General features: G+C 28.8%; 15 protein-coding genes. All 15 read left to right on the top strand.

Annotated features, from left to right (window positions below):
• Positions 1–167: 167 nt before the first annotated feature.
• The 15 genes from AYC61_RS10615 to AYC61_RS10540 all read left to right on the top strand — a co-directional run bounded on the left by AYC61_RS10615 (position 168) and on the right by AYC61_RS10540 (position 19,731).
• Complete coding sequence (locus tag AYC61_RS10615) at positions 168–785, top strand: YcxB family protein (RefSeq protein ID WP_066501556.1); 618 nt, start codon at positions 168–170, stop codon at positions 783–785.
• 44 nt (positions 786–829) lie between these two features.
• Positions 830–1,837 (top strand): alpha/beta fold hydrolase, encoded by a 1,008-nt coding sequence (locus AYC61_RS10610; protein ID WP_066501552.1) that lies wholly within the window; start codon positions 830–832, stop codon positions 1,835–1,837.
• 175 nt (positions 1,838–2,012) lie between these two features.
• Positions 2,013–3,635: a histidine kinase N-terminal 7TM domain-containing diguanylate cyclase gene (locus tag AYC61_RS10605; protein ID WP_066501544.1), complete on the top strand. Its 1,623-nt coding sequence runs from the start codon at positions 2,013–2,015 to the stop codon at positions 3,633–3,635.
• A 317-nt stretch (positions 3,636–3,952) separates the two neighbouring features.
• Entirely contained in the window at positions 3,953–4,654 is a 702-nt protein-coding gene (locus tag AYC61_RS10600) for a vitamin B12 dependent-methionine synthase activation domain-containing protein (protein ID WP_066501541.1), read from the top strand.
• Complete coding sequence (locus AYC61_RS10595; RefSeq protein ID WP_066501535.1) at positions 4,647–7,007, top strand: homocysteine S-methyltransferase family protein; 2,361 nt, start codon at positions 4,647–4,649, stop codon at positions 7,005–7,007. The genes AYC61_RS10600 and AYC61_RS10595 overlap by 8 nt, the downstream gene beginning before the upstream one ends.
• Before the next feature lie 326 nt (positions 7,008–7,333).
• Positions 7,334–8,941, top strand: a complete 1,608-nt coding sequence (locus tag AYC61_RS10590) for a methyl-accepting chemotaxis protein (RefSeq protein ID WP_066501532.1) — start codon at positions 7,334–7,336, stop codon at positions 8,939–8,941.
• A gap of 563 nt (positions 8,942–9,504) precedes the next feature.
• Positions 9,505–9,942, top strand: coding sequence for a DUF1842 domain-containing protein (locus AYC61_RS10585; RefSeq protein WP_066501527.1), 438 nt, complete (start codon positions 9,505–9,507; stop codon positions 9,940–9,942).
• Between the two features lie 16 nt (positions 9,943–9,958).
• On the top strand, positions 9,959–10,276 hold the full coding sequence (locus AYC61_RS10580; RefSeq protein WP_066501525.1) for a protease inhibitor I42 family protein: 318 nt from the start codon (positions 9,959–9,961) through the stop codon (positions 10,274–10,276).
• Positions 10,277–10,525: 249 nt separating this feature from the next.
• Positions 10,526–11,761, top strand: a complete 1,236-nt coding sequence (locus tag AYC61_RS10575) for a serine hydrolase (protein ID WP_066501517.1) — start codon at positions 10,526–10,528, stop codon at positions 11,759–11,761.
• 878 nt (positions 11,762–12,639) lie between these two features.
• The gene (locus AYC61_RS10565; protein ID WP_066501506.1) at positions 12,640–13,425 is read left to right on the top strand and encodes a DeoR/GlpR family DNA-binding transcription regulator; all 786 of its coding nucleotides are present in this window, start codon (positions 12,640–12,642) and stop codon (positions 13,423–13,425) included.
• Between the two features lie 2 nt (positions 13,426–13,427).
• Positions 13,428–14,591, top strand: a complete 1,164-nt coding sequence (locus AYC61_RS10560) for an iron-containing alcohol dehydrogenase (protein WP_066501503.1) — start codon at positions 13,428–13,430, stop codon at positions 14,589–14,591.
• Between the two features lie 43 nt (positions 14,592–14,634).
• Positions 14,635–15,258, top strand: a complete 624-nt coding sequence (locus AYC61_RS10555; RefSeq protein ID WP_066501499.1) for a class II aldolase/adducin family protein — start codon at positions 14,635–14,637, stop codon at positions 15,256–15,258.
• Positions 15,259–15,376: 118 nt separating this feature from the next.
• Complete coding sequence (locus AYC61_RS10550) at positions 15,377–16,408, top strand: S-methyl-5-thioribose-1-phosphate isomerase (protein WP_066501497.1); 1,032 nt, start codon at positions 15,377–15,379, stop codon at positions 16,406–16,408.
• Between the two features lie 295 nt (positions 16,409–16,703).
• Positions 16,704–17,942: an S-methyl-5-thioribose kinase gene (mtnK, locus tag AYC61_RS10545; RefSeq protein WP_066501494.1), complete on the top strand. Its 1,239-nt coding sequence runs from the start codon at positions 16,704–16,706 to the stop codon at positions 17,940–17,942.
• A gap of 463 nt (positions 17,943–18,405) precedes the next feature.
• Complete coding sequence (locus AYC61_RS10540) at positions 18,406–19,731, top strand: Na+/H+ antiporter NhaC family protein (RefSeq protein ID WP_066501487.1); 1,326 nt, start codon at positions 18,406–18,408, stop codon at positions 19,729–19,731.
• Positions 19,732–20,221 lie beyond the last annotated feature (490 nt).

The raw sequence follows: 20,221 nt of genomic DNA, 5'->3' as shown, positions 1-20,221 counted from the left end.
TTTAAATTTTTAGTTTTTGGGCTTATGAAGCGTGAGCCATAAGAATATATAAAAAAGGGTAATACATAAAATTAAAGGATATATATGATAATTGGAGAAGTACTATATGTAATTAAACTAGAATGTGAAAAGAAATGTCGTTTTTTATAAAACAGGGGGAAAAAGGGGTGAGGAAAGAATCAATGGAAATAGAAAACAACAATTTTGAGATTAATAATGTAATTGTTGAATACAAAGAGTTTGAAGAGTATACAAAGCATCATAGTAATAAATGGTTTTTGAAAATTTGGAGAGCAATTGGTGTTGTTTATATATCGCTATTTGCTGTTGCCGTTGTTGGAATTAAATTATTATGCAAACCAGTTGAGAATACAAGCACTAGTAAAATTGATTTTATGAGTTGGGATTTTATTTCAAGTTTATTATACGTTTTATTCATGGTGTTCATTTTATTTATTGTCCCTTGGTTTATTTATCCTAGAATTATAAATAAAATTAGTAAAAAATCTTTTGAGAAAAACAAGCTTATAAAAAGACCTCTAAAATATATAATTGATGATTTAGGATTTAGAGTTATTTCAACCAATGGAGAAAATGAATATAAGTGGAGAGAGTTAATAGCTGTTAAAGAAACAAAGCTTTATCTTGCTTTATATATTACAAAGAATAAAGCTTTTATAATACCTAGAAAATTCTTGGAAAATAGATTAGATTTAATTAGATTTATAAAGAGCAAAGTTTCAAAAAAATACTCAGTGGAAAAGAAAGGAATGCAGATTTCTTAAGTTTTTATTTGCATATATTTATGTCATAAGTGAGGGAAAGAAAAATGTCAAAAACAATTTACAAACGAGACGCTGAAAAAAATAAAAAAATGGTATTAAAACGTATTATTATAATCTTAGCAGCATTTCTTATAATTAGTACTTTATTAAATATGGTAATGCTTAAAGAAGAAGATAAAAAATATAAAGCACCAGGAAAGTTAATAGATATTGATGGACATAAAATGCATATATATAGTACTTCTGAAGGTAGTCCTACTGTGGTTATGACTTGTGGTAGTGGTACTCCTTGTGCTTATACAGACTATCGTCTTATACAACCTGAGGTATCAAATATTACGCGTACATGTGTATATGAAAGACCTGGATATGGATGGAGCGAGCATTCAGAAACACCAAGAGATACAGAGCAAATAGTTGAAGATTTAAGAAGACTATTAAACAAAGCTGGAGAGAGTCCACCCTACTTATTTGTAGCTCATTCTATGGGAGCAATGGAGGTGCTACTATATAGTAATAAATATCCAGAAGAGGTTGAGGGTATAGTTTTAGTAGATGGAACTAGCCCAATAAAACATATAAAGGATACAGAAGCTTCAATTCCAGAAATAGGTGTTAAAGCTCTTCGTTTTATTAATAGAACTGGGCTTGTACGCCTAATAACAGAAATTAAATTAGTTCCATTAATAAATGATAGAATTAATGCTATGCCTGATGATAGCAAAAATATAGAAAAATTTATGCTATTCAAAAATATGTTAAATGATGATATTTTGGAAGAAGGATATGCTGTAACTGAAAGTGCTAAAAAGATGTATAATAAAATAGATTTGGGTAATATACCAATCATTATAATAACTGCTGATAGTTCTTTAGAAGAACTTCCATTTTGGGATGAATCTCAGCAAAGTTTGTTGAGTCTATCAACAAATAGTAAACAAATTATTGTGAAAGATGCTAGTCATATTTCTATTATGCAGAAGAATGCAGATGTTATTGTATCAGCTATTAAAGAATTAATAAACAAATTTAGAATAGAAAATATAAACTGAATTAATTGATAACTATGAAAATTGTATAGGAGTTTTAACTAAATAGACAAATAGTAGAACTTTACTTAAATATGTTGAATAACATGTATGTATTGCTTTAATAAACAGTTTTATAGTAAACTAATATTGTTGATAAATTCGATATAACTTTATAGCTATAGAAGGAGTGTTTAATATGGAGATTAGCTTTGCTAATTTATTTATAAATCTATCGTCCATTGCTATACTCATTAGTGTTATTATATTTTCAATAAAAAATAGAAAAAGACAAGGAGCTTTACAATTAGTATATTTATTATCATTTTTAGTAATCTGGGCTATTGGTTCATTTTTAGAAATAGGAGCGATTAATTTTGAAACTAAAGTTTTTTGGCGTAATATTACACAAATAGGTGTTTTTATGGCTCCGGTTGCTTCAATAGCGTTTGTGTTTGCTTATTCAGGAGATAGAAATGGTTTTAGTAAAAAGGTTATTTTAACTTTGGCTTTGATTCAATGGACAGCTATTCTACTTATATTAACAGATTCCTATCACCATTTAATGAGGTCTGGAATTGAAATTAGAATGAATAGCATTGATTCTGCACTTTATGTTAAACAAACCTTACTAGGTAAAGTGATGGTATCATTAAATTATATTATTATGATTGTAGCAGAGGTTAAACTGGCATTTTTTATGCGAAGAACATCTAAATCTTATAAAACTCAAGTTTTTTTTGTAATGTTAGGAATTGTGTTACCAGTTATTTTTGGTATTCTTAAGGCGGCATGGTTAGAAGAAATGGGTATTATTATGCCAATATCTGCTTTATTTACTCCTGGGTGCTTATGTTTACTTTGGGGAGTGTTTAAATATGATTTGTTTTCTATCTCACCTATTGCAAGGGACAAGGTATTTGACGTTGTAGATGAAGGAATTGTAGTATGTTCGCCTGAAGGGACAGTTGTTGATATAAACCCATCAGCGTGTAAATTTTTTAGACAGCATGAATTAAATACTTGTCTAGAGGACGAAGTATATAAATTGGATAAGACAAAAAAACTGTGGACTAAACGAAGTAAGGAAAAGGCAAAAGAATTATTGGAGCAGAAGTATGAAAAGTGGCATAAAGCTATTCAAGAAATGCGTAGTGATAATTTTGAAATTACTGTTACTTTAGATGGAGAAGAGTATTATTATTATATTACTGTACATACATTAAATACTATTAAACATTCTGAGGTGGGAACCATTTCAATGATTAGAGATATCACTACCGAAAAAAGAAAAAATAAAATATTAAAAATTAAAGCAGAAAGAGATGGTTTGACAAAAGTATTTAATAAAGTTTCTTTTGTTGAAAATGTTAATATATGGCTTAGTAATGTTAAAAAAGATGATGCCGGAATATTTATGCTAGTATTAGACATTGATTATTTTAAGAAAATTAATGATGATAATGGGCACATTGCAGGAGATTATGTACTAGAGACCATGGTTGAGTTAATTAATAAATGTATTAGAGAAGGAGATATGATTGGAAGATTAGGTGGAGAAGAATTTGGAGTTTTCCTTAGAAACTGTAAGAAAAAAACTGCAGTAGAAATAGCTGAGCGTATTAGAAAGAATATAGAAAAGTATGAATTTATTTATAAAGGCAAAATTATTAATGCTACAGTTAGTATTGGAATTTCAGAAACTGTAGATGAAGATTTATCTTTTGAGCAACTTTTTTTAAAGGCAGATACTGCACTTTATAAAGCAAAGCAAAATGGTCGAAATAGAGTAGTTATAAGTTGGTTAGAAAAGATAAATTGAAGTTAGTTTTATTATAGAATAGTTTCAATAAAGAGACTCCTTTTCTTAAAAAAAGGGGTTTTTTACACATTAGATTTTAAAAATGTTTCTTAGAGGGAAATTTAAGTGTTGATTTACGTTTTTTTTACTTAATAGTATCATTTACTATTAGTAATGTAATAATGATTAAAATTATTAATGACTAAAACGGTGGAGTACTTTGATGAATTCTACTATAGATACTAAATATGATACAATATATAAGTTGATATTAGACTTTAAAATAAAGCTGATACAATTAAAATGATGTCATTCGAAATAAGAGGAGTATATATATAATGGTTATTAATCCTAATAAAATCAAAAAAATATCGCTAGATATTGAAAAAAAGGAAGTATTGCGTTATCTAGGGTATAAAAATTGTAGTATAGATGAAATTACTAAAAGAATAATAGAATTTTCGATTAAGGAAATCAAAGAGCTATGTGAATTTAAATATGTATTTAATATTTTTGATATTAAGAAATTAAATCACAATATTTATGTAACAGGAAGTGTATGTAAACTTAATGGAAATGATATTTTCAACCATTTAAAAACCTCAGATAAATGTGCAATAATGGCTGTAACGTTAGGTAATGAGGTCGACAAAAAAATAAGATATTACAGTAATATTGATATTACAAAGAGTATTATTTTTGATGCATGTGCTTCTGTAGCAGTAGAGAACTTATGCGACAGTGTCGAAAATATCATAAAAAGGATTGCTTTTGATAGCGGATATTACACTACTACAAGATTTAGCCCGGGATATGGCGATTTTCCAATTGATAGTCAGTTTGAAATTTTAGAAATTCTAAAAGCTCCGACACAAATCGGTCTTACAGTAACAGAAAAGAATATTTTAATACCTAGAAAATCAGTAACTGCAATAATAGGCTTTAGTAAATCTAAAGATAAAAGTGATTTTGGATGTAAAAAATGTAAAATGTTTAATAATTGTACCTATGCAAAGAGAGGAGAAGAATGTCATGCTTGAAAAATTTAGAAATAGTTTTTTAGTGTTTGATGGTGCTATGGGAACTATGCTTCAAGAATTTGGTTTGAAGGCAGGGGAATATCCAGAAACCTACAACATTGAAAGAGCTGAAATAATATATGATATTCATAAACAATATATAGAAGCGGGGGCTGATATAATAACTGCCAATACATTTGGTGCAAATAGCTATAAGCTAAAAAAAACGAAATATACTGTCGAAGATATAATTAATAGTGGAGTAGCAATAGCTAAAAAAGCAGCAAGTGGTAAATATGTTGCACTGGACATAGGACCAATAGGAACCATGTTATCTCCCATAGGGACAATGAGTTTTGAAGAGGCGTATGACATATTTAAAGAACAAGTAGTAATTGGAGAAAAGTGCGGAGTCGATTTAATACTAATAGAAACTATGTCAGATTTGTATGAAGCGAAGGCAGCTATTTTAGCAGCAAAGGAAAACAGCAGTCTGCCTGTGTTTTGTACTATGACTTTCAGTGATAATAAAAGAACATTTACAGGGACTGACCCTATTACTATGGTGAATGTTCTAGAGGGGCTAGGAGTAGATGCTTTAGGTGTAAATTGCTCTGTAGGACCAAAAGAGATTCAAAACATTGTAGATGAAATATTAAAATATGCATCAGTTCCGGTTATTGTTCAACCAAATGCAGGACTTCCTAAAATTATAGATGGCAATACTGTTTTTGATTTAACAAAAGATGAATTTGCTGATGAAATAGAAAAAATGGCTCAAAAGGGAGTCTCAATTTGCGGGGGGTGCTGTGGCACAAATCCTGAATTTATTAAAGAAGTAAAAGCAAGACTAAAATTTATGGCACTTAATAGACCTACACCAAAGAGATTAACATGTACATGTTCTTCAACTAAAACGGTAGTTATTGGGCAGGAAGTAAAAGTTATTGGAGAGAGAATTAACCCTACAGGAAAGATAAAATTTAAAGAAGCTTTAAAAGAAAACAATATAGACCTAATTATCAAAGAAGCTATATTGCAAAAGGAAAGTGGATCAGATATATTGGATATAAATATGGGGTTACTTGAAATCGATGAAAAGGAAATGATGAAAAGGGTTGTTAGTGAGCTTCAAGGAATAATAGATACTCCTCTTCAAATCGATAGTATGAAAAAAGATGTAATAGAAACTGCAGTTAGAATTTATAATGGAAAACCTATAATAAACTCAGTAAATGGGAAACAATCGAGTATGGAAGCAATTTTCCCTATTGTTAAAAAGTATGGTGCATTAGTTATAGGGCTTACTCTTGACGAAGAGGGTATACCTAAAACTGCACAAAAGAGGCTAAAAATAGCAGAAAAGATAATATTAAATGCTAAGAAATATGGTATACCTGAAGAAAGCATTTTAATAGACCCCATAGTGCTTTCTGCATCAACACAGCAAGAGACAGCATTAGAGACTTTGAAGGTTATATCACTTATTAAATCAAGGTTCAACGTTAAAACTGTTTTAGGAACAAGAAATATATCTTTTGGGCTACCAAACAGGAAAATCATAGATACTACTTATTTAGCAATGGGGTTAAGCTATGGAGTAGATGCACCAATAATCGACTCTACAAGCCAGATGATGGATGTTATAAGGTCTTTTAAAGTATTATCTAATCAAGATGAAGGTTGTGAGGAATTTACAGATATTTATGGAAACAAAAAAGAAGAAAATGAAGTAAAAATAATGAGCTCAGATGGAACTTTAAAGGATATTATATTAAAAGGATTAAAAGAAGAAGCTTCACGGAAAACGAAAGAATTACTAAGGAAGCTAGAACCAATGGAGATAGTTGATTCTTATATAATACCAGCTATGGATTTTGTTGGTCAGAAATATGAAGCAAAAGAAATTTATCTTCCCCAGCTTATTAGAAGTGCTGAAACAGTGAAAAATGCATTCGATGCAATCAAGGATAAATTAATAGAGGAAGGGAAACAGCAAATATCAAAGGGTAAAATTATTTTAGCAACAGTTGAAGGAGATATCCATGATATTGGCAAAAACATTGTAAAATTACTATTGGAGAACTATGGGTTTGAGGTTATGGATCTTGGTAAGAACGTAGCCATAGAAAAAGTAGTGGAAGTAGTAAAGGAAGAAAAAGCAAAACTAGTAGGTTTAAGTGCTCTTATGACTTCAACCGTTGAAAATATGCAGCGGACTATAAATGCATTAAGAAATAATGGTATAGAAATAAAGATAGTAGTAGGTGGAGCAGTATTGACAAATGAGTATGCTAAGAAAATTGGGGCTGATTATTTTGCAAAGGATGCAAAGGATACAGTCGAAATAGCAAGGAGAATTTTTATGGTTTAAAAGTCAAAAAAATATAGTTTAATAAATATTAAATGTAACCGAAACATTAAAAACACTAAGAGGAATCTTAGTGTTTTTCTATAAAATGGATATAAATGTATAAATATTAATAATTGAAATTTTAATTTTTTTTAATAAATAGGAATATAAAATAATTGGTAGAAAATAAAGATGTTTTGAAAGCCCATTAACGGAAAAAGATACTAATTTCATCATGAAAATATTACATTTATATGATATATGTAGAAATATTTGATTTACTTAGTTAAAAGAACTATGCTATAATTATTTATAAAACTAATAATTTTATAAAGGACGTGTATATAATGAGTGCCATAATTAATTTATCACTAATTATTTTAGTATCTATAAGTATAGTTTATTTACTTACTAGATCGAAAATAATAACAAGGATATTACTTAATAAAGATAATAAGAGCAAAATTAAGTTAGTTATTATTTCTACAATTTTATTCTTAATTCCAATGATTTTAACTTCAAAGTATTCTATTGAAATAAGCGGTGGAAAAACTAATGTTAGGTCTGCTTTTGCTATAATGTCAGCTGTTATAGGTGGCCCCGTTGCTGGTATGCTTGTTTCAATTATAGGTGCTATATACAGATATTCATTAGGAGGTTGGACTGCATTACCATGTTCGGTTGCAACTGTATTAGTAGGAACTATTGCATCTATTATAGTTTGGAAAAAAGATTTTGATTTGCGAAAAATAACTATTAAGAATATATTTTATTGGACTATTTTTGGTGGATTGTGGGAAGTAGTACATATTACTATAGTTCCGGTATTAAGTACAATAGAAGGCAAAACGTTCATGGAAGCTTTACTAATGCTTTATAGAACTATGTTAATACAACAGATATTAATGAACGGTCTTGCAGTATTTGTATTTTTACATATATTTAGAGATATGATTTTACATGATGGAAGATTTATGGCTGAGGAAAAACAAATTAAAATAGATAAAATGATAGAAGATGCTACAATAAAAAATAATAGATTAAAAGAAACTATTTCAAGTATTATAGACTCGCTCATAGAATTAAGTGATCAAATATCTAAAATTAGCAGTAATAATAACAATTCTATAATAGAAATTTCAAGTGCTATAGAAGAAGTTACCGAAGGTGTATCAAGTCAAGCTGAAGACGCTCAAACGAATGTATGTATTATGGATAATTTTTCACAAAATATAAAAAAACTCGTAGATTCTTCAAAAAATATATATACTACATGTGAAAAGTCTGAGAATTTAAATGCACAAGGACTTGAAATAATCTCAAAATTAACAAATAAAAATAAACGTAATAACGAATTGATGGATGAAATGGCACAGAAGTTAGTTGATTTAGAAAATAAATTTACGAATATTAGTGAGATATCAAATACCATAAATTCTATTGCGGATCAAACTAACCTTTTGGCTTTAAATGCTAGCATTGAAGCAGCAAGGGCTGGAGAACATGGGAAAGGTTTTGCGGTAGTGGCAGAAGAAGTTAGAAATCTTGCAGAACAGTCAGCAGAATTCACAGGAGAAATTAAAAAAGTAATAGAAGATATGCAAATAGTTTCTGAAGAAACAGTAACAAAGATGGAGTTATTTAAACGTAGTAATGAAGAGCAAACTGCAATAATAATTGATTCAGAGCAAATATTTAATAAAATTCACAATTCTGTAGATATCATAAATGAAAAATCGATAGAGATAAACAAATCGTTAAATACAGTAGAAAATAATAAATCAGAAATGGAAAGTACATTAGATAATATTTCAGTTATAAGTGAACAGACTTCTGGTGAAATGGAAGAAATTAATTCTAGTATACTTTCTATAAATGAGTCATCAAAAGAATTATCAAATTTAACATTGAGATTAAATGATGTAGTGTCAGAATTAAATAAATGTGTAAATTAACAATATGTTAAAATAGTGAAAGGAAAAATTTATTTAACCATATTAATTTTGAGATTACAATAAAGTAAATACACCTATAAACCATGAGATTAAATATATTTCATGGTTTTATTTTTAATAAAATGATGTAGCTGGAAATGGTTAGAATTCATAATGGGATTTTAAACAGATAGCTATTGCAAATTATTATGCTTTTAGAAAATAGAAGTCAAAAATAAAAATTTATTGGAAAACTTTGATTCAAATTCAATTTTCTTTTTAAAAGACCCTTTCACGTTCGATTAATGTAGTTGTGATAGAAGATTAGTATACTATCACGATTTTTTAGTTTTTTGGGAATAATTTCGAAGTTTTTATTAATTTAGTTTTAGCGCAAATAAGTTTTTTTCAGATTTTCCCTTTGAGTATTATTTATATTTAAAATTATAAATAAAAAAGTAATATTTTGTATTAGGAAATATGTAAAAAATTAAAAATATAAACAAATTACAACAAAATTTTAATACTATGTATGTTATGATGTATTTGTTAAATATATAAATATAATTTTAGGGGGAATTAATATGAAAATAAAATCAAAAAAAGAATTGGGTTTATTTCGAGTTTGTTACGAAATAGGTGGGGACAAGCCTGGTGCACCTTTATTTAGAATCGACTTTAGTGTATACACACCAGAAGAAACAATGTCTGGTATTGGTCATATTACACAGGCTACTAATCCTCCATTGAATATTGGCTCAGATATTCATGGTCAGTACACTTATATGTGTGTAATGCCAGATAAATGTCACATTCTTATTACTGCTACAGGTAATCCAATAATCAAGTGGCCGAAACATGGTGGAGTAGGTCCTATACTTCCTACTAACATTGAATTGAAGATGGTTGTAACTGAAGATTGGAAATCTGGTACTGCTAACTACAAGTATATTGATGCTGAAGGTAATTGGCATGAAGTAACTGACGCTCCAGTAAAATCAGTTCCGGGCCAAAACATATAACAAGGAGGATTTAATTATGGAGAATAAAGGTATTTGCTTAAATGAGCATTTTATTAACAAGATGAATATTGATGGTGAACTTGGATGGTTTATGAGAGATTACAATGCATCAACTGGTTATACATGGAGTTGTATTCCAGATAATTCTGGAGTTTACGAGATGGTTGAAAACATAGTTCTTCACCCATCTACTGATGCAGTTGGTGTTTCGGGAATGATTATTTGGAAGTTTAAAGCAGTAAGAGAAGGAAAAGGAACCGTAATGTTTGAACTATATCCACCAGCAAAAAAAGAACCTGCTGCTACGATTGTTGTTGAAATAGAAGTAAATTAGTAGATTGTACTAAGGGAATTTTCAAAATATAATTAATTAGATGTAATTAAATAATTTAAATGTTTACAATTAATTAAAGTATCTAATTAAAAAATAGTTATAAAAATATAAAAACCATGAGATTGCAATATATTTTATGGTTTTTATGTTATTTTCCTTATATAATATATATATATGTATATTATATTTTTTAAACATTAGACATTTTATTCGTAATAAAAAAATACCAATAATAAGGGAGATGATGAAATGTATAAAAAAACAATTGCACTTACAATAGTATTGTGTTTATTGTTAACTGGAAGTGCTTTTTCTATTGAAAACAATGTTGAAAAGGATGAAAATAAAGAAGTATTAAATACTTTGTTTAACTGTGATTATAGTAATATTCAAGATTTATTGGATACATCTTTTTTAGAAGAGGTTTCTGTAGATGAATTAGTCAATATAATAGAAGCTTATAAAAACAATCTAGGAGAATTTCAAGATGTAATTAGTTTTGAAGATGGTTATAAACTTTTATTTAAGAAGGGATATGCTCCAGCAAAGGTACTCTTATCTAATGAAAATAAAATAATGGGAATATGGTTTGGAAATTGCACAATGAATGCAGATAGCTTAGAGGCTGTTTTATCACAATTCAAAACTATATCTGGAGATTTATCAATCTGTATTAAAAAGAATTACGATGAATTATTAGTAGGGGTTAATCATGATACACGTATGGCTGTTGGTTCTACTTTTAAACTATATGTTTTAAAAGCATTGTATGAAGCTGTTGAAAACAAGAAAGCTACATGGGATGATGTAGTAAAGATAAAAGATGAGAATAAGTCTCTTCCAAGTGGAATGTTACAAGAATGGAATGAAGACACGCCAGTAACAATCAAGACACTAGCCAATCTAATGATATCTATTAGTGATAATACTGCAACTGATCATTTAATTGATTACATAAGAAAAAGTAGAATAGAAAAATATGTGACTAAAGAAAATAAGCCATTTTTGAAGACGAGTGAAGCATTTAGAATTAAATACGGGGCTGATGCAAAGACACAGGAAAGATATATCAATGGAAGTCTTTATGAAAAAAGAAAAGTAATTAATAATATTAAAAAGAAAGTAAGTTTAGATGATTTACAGATACAGGCTTCACCAACTTTAATTAAAGAATTAGAATGGTTTTTTACAACAGAAGAGCTGTGTGATGTAATTTACGATTTAAAAGATTCTGATGAGATAAAAATAAATCCAGGTTTGGTTTTAAAAGAGAATTGGAATACTGTAGGATTTAAAGGAGGATCAGAACCTGGAGTACTTAATTATACTCAGCTACTTCAGAAGAATCAAGAAGGAGATATCTATACGATTTCAGTTACTGTGAATAATACAGAAAATAATGTTGATGTCAATCAAGTAACAAGATTAACACAAAGGTTAATTTCATTAATAGAAAATGGAAAGCTAGTAAAAAACATGGAATAATTTACCTGAGAAGGCTTTGGGTATTTTAGTTTTAAATATTTATGCTGGAATTGCTAAGCTTTGTTATTATAATGAAGTTAAAAAGGGATATTGAAATGTTCTTTAGTCCCTTTGGGTTGTATCAGAGTGAAGTTTAAAGCTATCTATTTCATATTGAAACTCTTACTCACTTCGTTCCTAGGAGAAAGCGATACACAACAAATCGTAGATTTATGTTCTCTACTCATGATTAGTAGTGAAATATACGATGAAGTAAAAATGGGAGTTGCTGCTACTATATTTGTCAAAAGTGGTGAAGATTTTAAAAAGTAAAATATCTGAAGAAAATTCAGCTGCTACAGAAAAAGCTTCTACAGCTGTTGAAGAACAGATTGCGTCTATGGAAGAAATGCAAGTAAAGCGCTAGCAAACATGTCAAAAGAAATGCAGGAGAGTATTTCTAAGTTAAATATTGATTAATAAATAAAAGGGAACTTGTATTAAATACAAGTTCCCTTTTATAAGTATCGCATTAGATAGAAAAATTGATTGTTTGTATATGTAACAGGATGTCAGAAAAATAGTGAAAATTTGTGGTTTTGCGAATTAAATCTAAAGAGAATGTGATGAAATGTGATAAAATGTGAAAAATATTTGAAATATGTTGACCGAAGTTGAGGAATGTGGTAAAATGTTGTTAACGAAAGATGGTTGTTTAAAAATTTATAAATTTTTTCTACTATTAATTATAGTAAATTACATAATGATTAAAAAAATGCTTAAAGTAGCTGGCTGTTAAGTCGAATATAATTTTCTTTAAAACTATTTTCCGTTTACATAAGCAATTAGAGTATTCAATAAAAAAACAATAATATCAAGAGTATTGAGGTGAAAAAAGAATGTTAGCAGTTGATAGGTTAAAAAAAATAGAAGAATTATTAAATGAAAATGGTAGTGTGATGATTAGTAATTTAAGTGAATTACTATGCGTTTCTGAAGAAACGATTCGAAGAGATTTTGAGAAACTTGAAAAAGAAAACAAATTAAAACGCGTTCGTGGTGGAGCGTATTTACCTGAAACATCAGACAATGAAGTTCCAATTCAAATAAGAGAAAAAATATTTTTAGAAGAAAAACAATTGATCGGAAAGAAATGTATTGAACTGATTAAAGAAGGCGATTGTATTATGCTTGATAGTAGTACAACTGCACTATATATAGCTAAAAATTTAAATATCAGTAAGAAAAAAGTTACTGTTATTACTAACTCTTTGAAAATTACAAGTGAATTAGAAAACAGCAAAAGCATTAAAGTTATTTGTTTAGGAGGTACGCTTCGTAAAAGTACCAGTTCATTTGTTGGATATATGACGACTGATGCTTTAAAAAATCTATCTGCGGATAAAGCATTTGTAAGTTGTTCTTCGATAAATTCCGAATTTGGAGTAACGGATAATCATGAATTAGGTGCAAGGGTAAGAAAAATTATGTTGATGAATTCAAGAAAAAAATGTTTGGTAGTAGATTATACTAAATTTGATTCACCTTCGGTTAATAAAATCTGTAATTTAAATGATTTAGATATGATTATAACAGACAGAAAAATACCTAAAAATTATAAAGATATTTTAATAAATAATGATGTAGAGCTAGTTATTGTTGGTGTTGACAGAAAGGAGAAATAGACATGGAAAATTTTATTTTTAAAAGTGGTACTAAAATTATCTTTGGAAAAGGCGGAGAAAATACTGTAGGAGAACATGTTGTAAAACATAGTCACAAAGTACTGATTCACTATGGTGGAGATTATTTGAAAAAGTTTGGAATACTTGATAGAGTTACTGAATCACTTAAAAAAAATGGTGTAGAATATGTGATTTTAGACGGCGTTGTACCAAATCCAAGATTATCCTTAGTCTATGAAGGTATCAAGATTTGTAAGCAAGAAAATATTGATTTTATATTAGCAATTGGTGGAGGAAGTGCTATAGATTCATCTAAAGCGATTGCTTTAGGAGCAGTATATGAGGGTGATGTATGGGATTTTTATTCAGGAAAAGCGACTCCTAAAAAAGCTTTGAAAGTTGGTACGGTACTAACAATTCCAGGCTCTGGTTCTGAAATGTCAGAAAGTAGCATTATAACTAATGAAGACAAAAACCTTAAATGTGGTATAGATAATGAATTAATTGTACCTGAGTTTTCTATTTTAAATCCTGAAATGTGCTATACAATTCCACCATACTTAATGTCATGTGGAATAGCTGATATTTTATCACATCTATTTGAAAGATATTTTACAACAACAAAGAGTTCAGTGCTTAGTGATCACTTATTGGAAGGTGCTATGAAGGCAGTTTTAGAAGTAGGTCCTCTTATGAAAAAAGATCCAAAGAATTATGATTATTGTTCAGAAATTATGTGGTTAGCAACGGTTTCGCATAATGGTATGTTAGATGCTGGGAGAGTTTCGGATTGGGCATCACATAGAATTGAACATGAGATAAGTGCAATATATGACATAACACATGGCGGAGGTATGGCTATAGTTTTTCCAGCATGGATGAAATATGTTAAAGATGAAAATATGAAAAGATTTGTACAATTAGCCACAAGAGTATTTGGAGTTACAGACGACACTGATAAAGAAAAAGTAATAGAAAAAGGAATAAATTGTTTGGAAGAATTTTTTAAATCACTAGGGCTAAAGACAACATTAACTGAGGCAAACGTTCCAATTGATAGATTTGAAGAAATGGCAAGTAAAGCAGTAGGAGACGCAGATCATATAGGTAGATTTAAACAATTAAAAATAGAAGATATAGTTGAAATATTAAAATTAGCAATTTAATTAGTAATAAATGAATTTATTATTATAGTTTAGGAGTGTTCAAATGAGTTTAAAAAAGTTAAAAGAAGAATTACTACAAGCAGCAAAAGATTCTTATAAATTAGGTCTTGTAGCCGGAACAAGTGGTAATGTAAGTGTTTATGATACTGAAGCTGATGTTATGATTATAACACCATCTAGTATTCCATATGATACTATGACAACAGATGATTTAGTTGTGTTAAAACTTGATGGAACAATAATTGAAGGATATAACCAACCTTCTTCTGAGTGGAAAATGCATGCAAAGGTATTTAATGAAAGAAAAGATATTAAATGTGTTTTACACACACATTCACCTTATGCAACAGGATTTGCTGTATGTCAAGAATCAATACCAGTGATTTTAATTGAAATGGTTCCATTTATTGGTGGAGATGTTCCAGTTGCAAAGTTTGGAATGCCTGGTTCAGAAAGTATTGGTATTGAAGCGTTGAAAGTTTTGAAGGATAGAAAAGCTTGTTTATTGAGTAACCATGGAACTTTAGCAATTGGGGAAACTATTAATAAAGCTATGACATCTTCAATATATCTTGAAGATTCTGCCAAAATATATCATATTGCAAAAAATGCAGGAAATGTAAAAATACTTTCCGAAAAGGAAATAAATGCAATGAAAAATTCCTAAAATTAGCGTTTCATCAATTTTATAAATAAGATGATGAAAGATATAGATATATTTAATTTAATTTTTGATAGTAATTGTGATTAAATAATAATATGTAGATAAAAAAAGAGGTGTAAAAATGTTTAGAGCAGACAAGGGATTAGCATTTTTATTACGATATGAAAATGTAGCATGGTATGAGGATGGAAAGGTACGTATTTTAGATAGGAGAATTTACCCTTTAAAAATAAAATTTGTAGAATGTAAAAATCATGTTGAAGTTTCTAAAGCATTAAAGGATATGGTAACTCAAAGCGGAGGACCTTATATTGCTGTAAATATGGGAATGGTATTAGCTGTATATGAGGCAGTAAATTTACCAGATGATGAATATATCAAGTATATTAATGATGCAGCGAATACATTATGTCATTCTAGACCTACTACAGTTGCAAATATGCTAAAAGCAGTAGATAGATGTCATAAAACTGCACTAGAGGTTATTAACAATCGAGAGAATGCAGTTCAATTGGTGCTTGAGGCTGCAATAGATGAAGCTAATAAAAAATATCAAAGATATGAAAAAGTAGCACAATATTTATACAGTAAAATACCTAAAAATGGGACAATTATGACACAGTGTTTTGGAGAAACTGTAATTGGAATGTTAATGAGACTTTGCAAGGAAAATGACAATAATATTAAAGTTATTTGTGCTGAGACTAGACCATATTTTCAAGGAGCTCGTTTAACTGCAAGTGTTGTAAAAGACATGGGAATTGATGTTACTGTTATAACTGACAATATGCCAGGTTATGTAATGAAATTAAAGAATGTTGATTTATTTACATCTGCAGCAGATGCTATCACAATGGATGGACATGTTATAAATAAAATAGGAACATTTCAAATGGCTTTAGCAGCTCATTATTGGGGAATACCTTACTTTACAACTGGCATTCCTAATAAAAAACATTCAGATATTAGTTCAGTCAAAATTGAGGAAAGAGATGCTGATTTTGTAACACAGGCAATGGGAGTTAAGACAACGATGGAAGGAGTCAAAGGCTTTTATCCTTCATTTGATATAACACCGCCTAAATTAATATCTGGAATTGTAACAGATAAGGGAATCTATTCTCCTTACAATTTGAATAAATACTACGAATAAGATATGTTTAAAGATTATTCTAGGATGCTGTCAAGCTCACTCTTTAGTGTGTGAGCTTGATTAAAACATCAATAAATTTGTAATTTTTAACCCTGATTATTCGTATAACTTTGAATAATATGCCGCAAGTTTCTGAATTAGAAGATTTCAGTGAATTCGAAGGCATACCGAGTTGGTATGTCGAGAATTTAATGGACATCTTCTAATTAGAAGGATGCAGTAGAGTATTTAATTTTCTATGAATAATCTGGGTTTAATATAAAAAATAATGTTAATCTGATATGGAGGCACTATTATGGTAGAAAAAAAAGGACGTTTTGATGAATATTTTCTGATGGAGGAAAACGATGCAGTAGAATATGCAAAAGAAAAATTAAATTATTTTGAAGATACTTCAAATTTAGAGTGTAAAGAGATAGGAGATGGAAATTTAAACTATGTATTTAAAATTGTTGATTTAAATTCAAAAAAATCAGTGATTTTGAAACATTCTGGAGAAGATACCAGAGCAAAATCAGGTAGAAAATTAAATGTGGATAGAAATATTGTTGAATGTAAGATATTACAGTTACAGAATAAATATTGTCCAGGATTTGTTCCTGAAATATATATGTATGATGAGGTTATGAATTGCTATGCGATGGAAGACTTATCAAATTATACAATTATGCGTACTGCGCTTTTGCAGAATAAAACATTCCCGCATTTTGCTGATAACGTAACTACATTTATGGTAAACACTTTACTACCAACAACTGATGTCGTACTAAACCACAAAGAAAAAAAGCAAATGGTAAAAAAATATATAAATCCTGATTTATGTGATATAAGTGAACAATTAGTTTTTACAGAGCCATTTGGCAATTTTCTCAATGAAAATGAAGTAATTGATTCTATGAATGATTTTGTTAAAGAAAATATATATGATGATAATTTACTAAGGCTTGAGTGTGCAAAATTAAAGTTTAATTTTATGAACAATGCACAAGCGTTATTACATGGAGATCTTCATACTGGATCAATTTTTATTAATGAAACTTCCATAAAGGTGATTGACCCTGAATTTACATTCTATGGTCCTATAGGATATGATGTCGGTAATGTAATAGCAAACCTGTTTTTAGCATGGGCACATGGATGTACAACGATTGTTGATGAAAATGAAAGAATACAATATTTGGGATGGATAGAAAAATGTATTACAGATATTGTCGATTTATTTAAAAGTAAATTCATAAAAAAATTCAAACAAGAAGCTACTGATTTACTGGCAAAAAGTGAAGGTTTTGATGACTGGTATCTTAAAAGTGTATTAGAAGACACATCATCAACTGTAGGACTAGAGATGATAAGACGTATTGTAGGAATTGCTAAAGTGGTAGACATTACTAGCATTGAAGATGAAAAGAAAAGAGCTGAAGTTGAAAAAATATTAATTTTATCAGGAAAAGACTTCATCCTAAATAGGAGCAAATATACTACAGGAAAGCAATTTGTTGAAACAATTAAAAAATATAGCAACTGCAACAAATAATTAACATTGGCTACTCTTATCCTTGTATGTTTAAATTTTTTCACATTAACTATTCAAAATATATTATAAGGAGGTGATGATATTTTAGCATGATCTTACAGGTGTAGTTGTGAATATAACTGGAAGATTAATTGGATAGGCAAATCTTATGAGTATTCAAATTATAGATTTTTCTTTGATTTGCAGAATGTGAAATGATTATAACAAATTAACAAAATGTATTACTATTGATAGAGAAAATTGTCCAGACATTATTAACCTAAAGAAAGGCGAGTGAATTATGCCTTTTAATAAGAAAACAACGCAGTTAAATGTTATTCGTGCAATCGTTTGCTATTATCAATTTTAAATTAAACTGGGCAAGAATTTAATTTTACACTATTGTTAAAAATATATATATGAATGAACTTATGATAAAATCTTTTGATTTTATAAAAATCATACAACTTTAGGAGGAATATTAATGAAAAAAGAGAACAGAAATCAAGAGAATGAGTATAAAAGTTTTTTAGGACTAACTCCATTATTGGTATTTTTGGTTATATTCTTAACAACAGGGATAGTTACTAAAAGCTTTACAAATATGCCTATACTTGTTGCTTTTATAATTGTGTTAGCATATTCTCTATGTCTTAATAGAAAAGGTGAAAAATTACCTTTGGATAAAAAAGTAGATATTTTTTCACGTGGTGGCGGAGAATCTACTATAATTCTTATGGTAGTAATATTTATATTAGCTGGTGCTTTCTACTCAGTAGCAAATGCTATGGGTGCGGTTGAATCTACTGTAAATTTAGGATTAAGTATTTTACCAACTAAAGCAATTTTACCAGGTATATTTCTTATTGGTTGTGTAATATCTTTCGCTATGGGTACTTCAATGGGAACAGTTACAGCTCTTACACCAATAGCAATTGGTATGTCTCAACAAACAGGCATTTCCCTACCGCTAATTGTTGCAACGGTAGTAGGTGGAGCAATGTTTGGTGATAACCTATCATTTGTTTCAGATACTACAATAGCAGCTACAAGAACACAAGGGATTGAACTTAAAGATAAATTTAAAATGAATGTTTTAATAGTTTTACCAGCAGTTATAGTTACTTTAATAATATTAGCATTAATTCCTATAGGAAGTGCTACACTTGAAGTTGGTTCATACTCATTATTAAAAGTATTGCCTTATATATCAATAATTATATGTGCTTTAGTAGGCTTCAATGTAATGGTAGTATTAGCAATAGGAATTTTAACAGGAGCAGTATTAGGATTATCACTTGGAGCATTTAATTTTGTTGAATTATTAGGTTTCATACAACGTGGTTTTGGATGGATGCAAGATCTTTGTTTAATAGCTATTGTTATAGGTGGTATAGTAGAATTAATGAAATATTATGGCGGAATCGGTTTCTTACTTGATAAAGTAACTGCTAATGTTAAGACTAAAAAAGGTGCAGAAGGAGGAATTGCTGCACTTGCCAGCTTAATTGATATAGCAACAGCAAATAACACTATAGCTATAGTAACATCAGGTCCTTTAGCTAGAGATATATCAAAACAATATGATATAGATCCAAGAAGAACTGCAAGCTTACTAGATATTTTCTCATCTGCATTCCAAGGAATAGTTCCTTATGGTGGACAAATACTTGTAGCAGCTGGGTTAGCTCAATTATCACCGGTTGAGTTAGTTCCTTATAGTATATATTCAATGTTGATGATAGTATTTGGTATATTAGCAATAGTTCTTGGAATACCAAACTTTAAAAAGAAGGTAGAACAAAAGTAAATATTACAAGGCTAATTATATGTATATATAGTAAAACAACTAATAACCATCCTTAATAGGATGGTTATTAGATTGTCTCAAAAAATATTAAAATAGAAGAACTATTAGATTAAATTTATATTTTGAATTATAGAAAATGTAGAAATTATGATTATAAAGGGATTAGAAGGACATATATAGAAATGTGCCTCAATACAAATCGAATATGAAAAGTAAATGCATAAATCTTAAATTTTATAGTTTTGAGGTTTATGCATTTACTTTTTGTAATTTTTAGATTTAAAAATGCAGACAAAATGAGTCGAAATAAAAAAGAAAAATACCAAAATTGCATTTATATAATATAAAAAAATAAATAATAGGGAACGAAAGTTTACTCTAGATAAATAATAAAATACAAAATTACCATAATATATGCTATAATGGTAAAATAAGATAAAAATAATAAATATGTAAAATTTTAAATAAAAAGTATAAAATATAATACAGA

It is taken from the genome of Abyssisolibacter fermentans (assembly GCF_001559865.1).
Taxonomy (GTDB): Bacteria; Bacillota; Clostridia; order Tissierellales; family MCWD3; genus Abyssisolibacter; species Abyssisolibacter fermentans.
This window is presented reverse-complemented; position numbering and strand designations above follow the sequence as displayed.

Excerpts from the sequence above, each read along its gene's own strand:
- AYC61_RS10610 (WP_066501552.1), top strand. The coding sequence starts at position 830 with ATGTCAAAAACAATTTACAAACGAGACGCTGAAAAAAATAAAAAAATG.
- AYC61_RS10605 (WP_066501544.1), top strand. The coding sequence starts at position 2,013 with ATGGAGATTAGCTTTGCTAATTTATTTATAAATCTATCGTCCATTGCT.
- AYC61_RS10600 (WP_066501541.1), top strand. The coding sequence starts at position 3,953 with ATGGTTATTAATCCTAATAAAATCAAAAAAATATCGCTAGATATTGAA.
- AYC61_RS10595 (WP_066501535.1), top strand. The coding sequence starts at position 4,647 with ATGCTTGAAAAATTTAGAAATAGTTTTTTAGTGTTTGATGGTGCTATG.
- AYC61_RS10590 (WP_066501532.1), top strand. The coding sequence starts at position 7,334 with ATGAGTGCCATAATTAATTTATCACTAATTATTTTAGTATCTATAAGT.
- AYC61_RS10585 (WP_066501527.1), top strand. The coding sequence starts at position 9,505 with ATGAAAATAAAATCAAAAAAAGAATTGGGTTTATTTCGAGTTTGTTAC.
- AYC61_RS10580 (WP_066501525.1), top strand. The coding sequence starts at position 9,959 with ATGGAGAATAAAGGTATTTGCTTAAATGAGCATTTTATTAACAAGATG.
- AYC61_RS10575 (WP_066501517.1), top strand. The coding sequence starts at position 10,526 with ATGTATAAAAAAACAATTGCACTTACAATAGTATTGTGTTTATTGTTA.
- AYC61_RS10565 (WP_066501506.1), top strand. The coding sequence starts at position 12,640 with ATGTTAGCAGTTGATAGGTTAAAAAAAATAGAAGAATTATTAAATGAA.
- AYC61_RS10560 (WP_066501503.1), top strand. The coding sequence starts at position 13,428 with ATGGAAAATTTTATTTTTAAAAGTGGTACTAAAATTATCTTTGGAAAA.
- AYC61_RS10555 (WP_066501499.1), top strand. The coding sequence starts at position 14,635 with ATGAGTTTAAAAAAGTTAAAAGAAGAATTACTACAAGCAGCAAAAGAT.
- AYC61_RS10550 (WP_066501497.1), top strand. The coding sequence starts at position 15,377 with ATGTTTAGAGCAGACAAGGGATTAGCATTTTTATTACGATATGAAAAT.
- mtnK (WP_066501494.1), top strand. The coding sequence starts at position 16,704 with ATGGTAGAAAAAAAAGGACGTTTTGATGAATATTTTCTGATGGAGGAA.
- AYC61_RS10540 (WP_066501487.1), top strand. The coding sequence starts at position 18,406 with ATGAAAAAAGAGAACAGAAATCAAGAGAATGAGTATAAAAGTTTTTTA.